Source organism: Frankia sp. CeRuru1, assembly GCF_977966315.1.
The window spans coordinates 1-6,181 of record NZ_CDWWEW010000309.1 but is presented as its reverse complement, the minus strand read 5'-3'; the positions used below and the strand labels follow the sequence as shown (position 1 = coordinate 6,181).

The window sequence follows — 6,181 nt, the reverse complement described above, 5'->3', positions numbered from 1 at the left end:
GGCCATGACCGGTCCGCCGTCGGTCGGCGTCCGCGGATTCACCGCGGCGGCGGACGCCATCGTGGCCAGGGCCCGCAGAGTCGACACGAAGAACGGATGTGCGGCGGAGAGACCGGGATGGGCATCCAAGATCGCCAATGGTTCGCCACCGAATTCGAGGAACGGGCCAGCGAGTCCCTCGTCCTCGGCGAGCGCGAGGGCACGCGCCAGCAGGTCGGTGGCACGCCCGTGGTCGTCACGCCGCGCGGCCGCCACCGCTGCCACCACACATGCCGACACCACCGAACCGCCTCCGCCGCCATCCGCCCGCAGCAGAGCCGCCACCGCGTGCTCCGCTCCCTCTAGATCAGCGCACGCGAGGTTCGCCCGGGCCGCCGCGAGCGCGAGAGCATGGTCCGGCCGGCGGGTGTCGGCCAGCTGTCCCAGCAGCTGCCGGGCAGCCTGGGCGTTCCCGACGGCGATCAGCAGGTCGGTCTCGGCGGCGCGCCACAGCGACAGGCACAGCGGCGGTCCGGCCGGCCGTCCTCGCGACGCCAGGAGACGGCGGGCAGCCCGCACATCGTCCGCCTCCCCACGCCGGCATCGTGCCCTCGCCTCCAGCACGACGATCAGATCGAGCAGGTATGGAGGATGCGCCGGGGTGAAGGCCATCCGCGCGAGGTCGAGATGGTGCGTGACGCGCACGTCGTCGACCCGGGCGGCCGCCACCATCGCATGGGCGAGATGCGCCTCGACCAGGCCGGCCGGCATGTCGGTCAGACCATCCGAGGATGCGGGGACGGCCGTGGGATCGACCGGGCTGGCAGTGATCATAGCGGCGGTGGCGACCGCCACTGCCGCGCTGGACTCGGCCTGCCGCAATCGACCTCGCAGCACGTAGGCGAGAGCCATCGCCCCGGACGCCGATGCCTCGACCGTCCGCAGACCGCCATCCCGGGCCGCCGCCATCGCCTCCCGCAACGCCTCCAGCGCCAGATCGGGACGGCCGAGCCAAAGCTCCGCCCGCCCGCGCGCACACCAAGCCACAGCCGCCACGATCCCGTCGGGACCACCCACGCCCCCGCCACCGCTGGTCGATCGCGCGACGATCCCGGCCGGGCGGTCCGGCTGGGCCCCACCGACGACGGAGCCGGGGCGGGCCGCGCCTTCCCCAACGTGATCATGTCGAACACCGGACGGCTCCAGTCCGGGACCTTCGGCGCCCCCGATGGCCCCGATGGGACCGGCAGGACCAGCAGGACCGGCGGGCAGGAACCGAGGATCTCCCGGCGGCCGCACGCCGACGGGCGGTCGTGGCCGGACCTTCCCCGCGGCCTCCGCCCGCCCCGTCACGCCGGCAACCGCCGGACCAACCGGCTGTGGCACGGCGCCCGGCCTGCCCGGGGACCGTAGCAACCGGCGGGTGATACTCAGCATCTCCTCGCACGCCCCGGCGAGCTCCGCCCGGCGCAGGTCGACGAGATCGGCTCGGACCACGAGCGCGCGACGACGGGACACGACCGCCGCGGCGATGCTCCCCCGGGCCACCTGCAGGCATCTGGTGGCCGCCCCCACCTGTCCCTGGCCCAGCCGGCCCACGGCGGCGACCAGCGCGCACTCCGGCGACCACAAGGCCGGGGAGTCCGGCATCGCCGTCATGATCGAGCTGAACCCCGCGGCGCCGCCGTGCAGGGCATCCACCATCTCGGGCCCATCGACGAGCAGGCAGGCCGCGTACCACCAGTCCCCGGCATGCGCGGCGTGATGTACCGCATCCGTCGTCCGACGGTGCGCGGCGAACCAGATCGCGGCTCGCAAGTGGAGCTCATCGGTGTCCTCGTCGCCGTCCGCGGCCAACGCGGAACGCAGCACCGCGGCAAGCAGCCGGTGAAAGCGGAACCATCCGCCGTCGTGGTCGAGCTCAACCACGAAGCCGTCGGCGCGCGCGAGTGCCGCCAGAACTTCCTTCCCGCTCACCCGCGCACCTACCGTGGGTGCCGGCGTGTCCCCGGGGCCGTACTCGCCGGGCGGGCCCATCGCCATGCTCGCGGCGTCGGCGTCGGCGTCGGCGTCGGGGTCCGGCGGCGGCGCGGCACGCGAGCCGGTATCCGCCGCCAGGACGCCCGCATCCATCCGCTCGGCCGCGACGGCGTCCGCCAGCGGCCCGGTCATGCGCTCCAGGACACTGGTCCGCAGGAGGAAGCGGCGTACCGGCGGCGGCTTACCGGCTATCACCTCGGCCTGCAGGAAATCGGCGATCGCGGGATGGCCGGCCACGGCGCCGGACAAACCAGCCGTGTCACCGAGGCCACCGGACGGGGATGCGACGGCCGCTTCCCACCGCCCATCCGCCCCCGGCAGTGGTCGTCGCTCCCGTGCGGCGAGCGCCCCGGCCGCCAGCCGCAGCCCGGCCGCCCAGCCCTCAGTGACGTGCACGAGACCGCTCACCGTCGCGGGCGACGCCGTGATCTCCTGCCGGCCCGTGATCTCCTGCCGGCCCAGGAGGGCGGCGGCCTCCGCCCGGGTGAAGGCGAGATCCGTCGGGCCGATCTCGGTGACCCACCCGGCAGCCCGCAGCCGGTGCAGCGCCACGGGCACCGTCCGGCCCACCAGAATGATCCGGGCCCGGTCCGCGGCCCCGTCGATCAGCAGTTCGAGGCCGTCGAGGTCCGAACGCCGGGTGATCAGATGCACGTCGTCGAGGATCAGTATGAAGGACGCCGGGAGGTCGGCGAGGATGTTGGCGAGCCATCGGTAACGCCGATCACAAAGATCGTCGGCCGCGGGACCGTACCGGCTCCCAAGGCCCTCACCGGCCGGGAGCAGACCGTGTCGTCCCAGCCCGTGCAGCAGCTGCGGCCACAGTGGGAGGCCCGGCTCCCCGCCACGCGGGCCGGGGACGACCGCCGGATCGACCCGCACCCACACAATCGGCGTCTCCCCCCGCCGGCCCGCGGCCCAGGCCGCGACCAGCACCGTCTTGCCCGAGCCGGCCGGGGCCCGCACCACCGTGAGGGGCAGGGCGGTAGCGGCGTCGAGTGCGTCGAGCAGCCGTGGTCGATCGACATGACCCGGCGGGGTCGGCGGGGGGACGAACCGGTTCAGGAGCAGCGGCAGGCTTTCGGGACCGTCCGCGGGATCCTCCTCCCCGGGACGGAGAGCGGCATCCTCCGGACGGAGGGGCCGCCGACCCTCAAAGACGGCGGGACGGGTCCGGACGGAACCGGACATCGGTGACTGTTCGTCGAGCATCCGCACCACCCCCAGCGACAATCTCGCGCTAGGTAGTGGTACGCCTACTCGGGCGACCGGGCAACCGGGCAACCGGGCAACCGATCCGCACCGCCCGCCGTCGCGGGACACCCCGCCCGGGACCCGGCCCTCAGGCCGCGCAGTCCGAGCAGACGACGTGACGGACGTCCGCGAGCTGGCTGCGGTGCTGCACCAGGAAGCATCGGGTGCAGGTGAACTCGTCGGCCTGCCGGGGAAGTACCCGCAGCGACAGTTCCTCGTCGCGTACCTCCGCATCCGGAAGGTCCAGCTCGGCCTCGAGGGCGTCCATGTCGTCCCCCAGGTCCGCTGCCGCACCGGCGCGCTGCGCCTTGAGCGTCTCCAGGCTCTGTTCCTGGAGCTCGTCCTCCTCGACATCCGTGCTTCGCCGAGCGTCGAAGTCACGAGCCATGCGTCTCCTTCCTTTCCCTGCCATCGTTCACCCAATGGGTATGCCAACCCATCGGTCTTGGGTTTGGCCGAGCGTGAGGAGCCATGGAACACGGCACCTCAGGACATCGGCTGGTTACAGTACGCAGTGACCCCAAGGATTGAGGTGACGCGATGCCCTGTGTCCGCATTTCCGGGTGCCTCCACCACATCCAAGGGTCCCGGCCGGAACGCGGATCTCCAGAGCCGAGCGAACGATACGGGGCGGAACCGCCTCAGGCCAGGCAGCACCAGGCTGGCGCGGTGTCACTCCCGCCACAGCCATGATCAAACATCACGGCTCCGGTGGACCGCCCGCATCTCGATCGATGCGGCACCGTACACCACCTGGACGCCGCGCCGTCATCGGATGGTCGGAAAGGGCCACGCAAGCCTGGGGGCCGACCAGCCGGATCTAGAGATACAGACCTGTCAGGCCATCGTCCAACCGCTCCGCCGCGACGGCGTGCACGTCCCGCTCCCGCAACAGAACGTAGGTGTTCGAGTGCAGCTCCACCTCGGCCCGGTCCTCGGGGTCGAACAACACCCGATCGCCAACCTGGATGGTCCGCACGGCCGTCCCCACCGCGACGACGTCCGCCCAGGACAGGCGCTTCCCCATATGCGCGGTCGGGGGGATGACGATGCCCGCCTTCGACCGCCGGTCCACGGAATCCTCACGCGGCTCGACCAGCACGCGGTCGTGCAGGAGCCTGATTGGCAGCGCGCCGGACTGCATGACACCCGATTGCGTGCCCACCCCAGCCGCGCCGACCCCGTTGACACCGCCGGACACAACGTTCACAGGGTCGGACACTACCCGCCTTCCAATCACCGGTGACACCCCAGGCGGCATTTCACGACCGCCCGATCGACCGACCACGTCCGCCGGCCGGGACTTCCCACGCCTCCCGGCCGGCATCCACACACCCCACACCTCCCCACCGGAGGGCCCGCCCGGCCGTCCTGATTCCCCGCCGACGTTCCGCCGGGGAATGCCCTCGGGTGACGGGACGCGACGGAGAACGCGATACCCCCACTTCGCCTTATCGGAGCAGAGCCAGCCGAACCTCCCCGGATGGGGAATGGTCTCCCAACACGGTATAAGCTGCCGCCCATCGCCGCCCGGGCTGGCGCTGACAGGGGGCGAGCCGGTTACCCCTCGATCGTCCGTTGGCGCCCAGGTAACCGTCGGCACGTAACGAACCTCAGGGATGGGGCACGATCATGGCATTGCGCATCAGCGTCGACCTCGATGGGCTACGCTGGGCCGATCTGTTCCGCTTCGTCGATCTCGCCCGCAGCGGCGGCATCAGCGCGGAGGACCAGGTTGACGTCATCACCTACGGCAGTGACCCGATGTCGGTCAGCCTGTCGGCCCGCATCTACCCGGCCTCCGAGGGGTTCCTCTCCACGGAGCAGTCGGACGCATCCGGCGACAGCATGCGCGGCGCCCCGCTCTCGGTCAGCCCCGGGTCCGGCAGCCCCAACGGCTCGGGGTTCGCCTACGACGGTTCCACCGACCGCGCAGCCTCGGCCAACGGTGCCCACTACCCGGCGTTCGACAACGCCGCGGACCGTGCGGTCCCGCAGAGCAGCAACGGCCTGCCGTCCTCCTACGGACCCGGGTACGACGGACCCGCCGAGCGGGGCCTCCAGGCGGCGGGGGGTGGGCACTACCCCGCGTTCGACGGCCAGCCCGACCGCATGCCGCCGGGTGCCGGCGGGCAGTTCGCGGGTTTCGAGCCGTTTGACCGGTCCGCGCCAGGCAAGGAGCCCGGAGGTGCCTCCGGGCAGGTCGAAAGTCCCTACATCGAGGAGTTCGCCAGGCTTCAAGAGGGTCTGATGCGGCAGGTCCGCCGCACGGACGAGGTCCGGCCGGACCGGTCCTGATCTGCGATTAGCGCCTCCACGCGGCCACGCCGTCCGGACTCCGGCTCGGCATGACCATGCGGCCCGTCCCGGCGAACCCGCTTCCCATCCTCACCGCGCGTAAGGGAGAGGGAACCATCAGCGGCATCTGGCACCGCGGGTCAGAAGCGGAACGTGAGTCAGCAGTGACGGTGAACCCGAACGGGCTACACCCTTCGTGCCCGCTGGCCCGCTATGGTGCATGCTGCCGGTGATGGAGGATCCGCGCCTTGCTGACGTCGAGCAGTATCACGGGCGACTGCGCTCGGAGCTCGACGTCATCGCCCGTGGGCCGGTCCTGGTCGGCCCGAAGATCGTCGAGCATATTCACTCGCTGATCACCCTCATCGACCTTCATCAGCCGAATGAGTTCGACCTCTGCCTGAGCTGCGACCGTCTCTGGCCCTGCGCGTCGATCATCGCGATCACCGGCATGTCACCGGGCGCCGCACCGGACAGCCGGGCGGTCGACGAGGAGGATGAGCAGGCCGCGAGCATCGGGCGAGCGGTCGCCGGACGGGCATCCGGCCGATCGGGTCCGGTCGCGTCTCCCGACGCGGAACACCCCGGCGCGGAACACCCCGGCCCGGAT

The 6,181-nt window shown here is 71.8% G+C and carries 5 protein-coding genes; 2 read left to right on the top strand and 3 right to left on the bottom strand.

Features of this window, described 5'->3' with window-relative positions:
- From AC08OP_RS18820 to AC08OP_RS18810, 3 genes are all read right to left on the bottom strand, one after another.
- A partial coding sequence (locus AC08OP_RS18820) for a winged helix-turn-helix domain-containing protein (RefSeq protein ID WP_476615394.1) occupies positions 1-3,210 on the bottom strand: 3,210 nt, incomplete at its 3' end.
- 151 nt (positions 3,211-3,361) lie between these two features.
- Positions 3,362-3,661, bottom strand: coding sequence for a DUF4193 family protein (locus tag AC08OP_RS18815; protein ID WP_011435374.1), 300 nt, complete (start codon positions 3,659-3,661; stop codon positions 3,362-3,364).
- A gap of 432 nt (positions 3,662-4,093) precedes the next feature.
- A complete protein-coding gene (locus tag AC08OP_RS18810) occupies positions 4,094-4,483 on the bottom strand; it encodes a GroES family chaperonin (protein ID WP_476615393.1) in 390 nt (129 codons plus the stop codon).
- A 422-nt stretch (positions 4,484-4,905) separates the two neighbouring features.
- Here AC08OP_RS18810 and AC08OP_RS18805 point away from each other — a divergent pair, with 422 nt between their 5' ends.
- Both AC08OP_RS18805 and AC08OP_RS18800 read left to right on the top strand, forming a co-directional pair.
- On the top strand, positions 4,906-5,571 hold the full coding sequence (locus tag AC08OP_RS18805; RefSeq protein WP_476615392.1) for a hypothetical protein: 666 nt from the start codon (positions 4,906-4,908) through the stop codon (positions 5,569-5,571).
- A 232-nt stretch (positions 5,572-5,803) separates the two neighbouring features.
- The coding region (locus AC08OP_RS18800; RefSeq protein ID WP_476615391.1) for a hypothetical protein at positions 5,804-6,181 on the top strand (378 nt) is incomplete at its 3' end.

Excerpts from the sequence above, each read along its gene's own strand:
- AC08OP_RS18815 (WP_011435374.1), bottom strand. The coding sequence starts at position 3,661 with ATGGCTCGTGACTTCGACGCTCGGCGAAGCACGGATGTCGAGGAGGAC.
- AC08OP_RS18805 (WP_476615392.1), top strand. The coding sequence starts at position 4,906 with ATGGCATTGCGCATCAGCGTCGACCTCGATGGGCTACGCTGGGCCGAT.